The organism is Oleiphilus sp. HI0123 (assembly GCF_001635315.1).
Window position 1 is genome coordinate 1 of record NZ_LWGE01000287.1, and the last position, 404, is coordinate 404.

At 42.1% G+C, this 404-nt stretch carries 1 protein-coding gene; it reads right to left on the reverse strand.

Features of this window, described 5'->3' with window-relative positions; translation table 11 throughout:
* On the reverse strand, positions 1–284 hold a 284-nt coding region (locus A3761_RS02765), incomplete at its 3' end, for a hypothetical protein (protein ID WP_068749766.1).
* Positions 285–404: the final 120 nt, after the last annotated feature.

A 404-nucleotide genomic window follows, 5' to 3' on the forward strand; every position in this document is an offset into this window, starting at 1 on the left:
ATATAAAAATTAACTTTCTTACTCGCCATCATGGCAGCCAAAAGCGTTGAGTATATGGTTTCATATTCTGCATGACTGCGTGGAACCCAAACTCTATCAACGTTTATGATATTTGAATTAGTGGTCTCGCACGCTGCTGGATTTCCAAAAGCTCCTAGAACCATCACTCCTTCACTACGAGCGAGAATAAGCTGCGTAGGCACTGCTGAAGCAGTTCTACCGTGCGCTGCGAACAGGTCTACGCTTATTAACAACATCACAACGGCAAAGATTATTTTTCTCATTTAGTAACTTCCTTATCCAACCTGTTTACGACGTTCTAATTTCCATCAGAGCCAACTCGCTTGAGCCTAAAAACAGCAGTAGGAAAATAGATCCGACACCTTTATCGTAACTAATCGAGC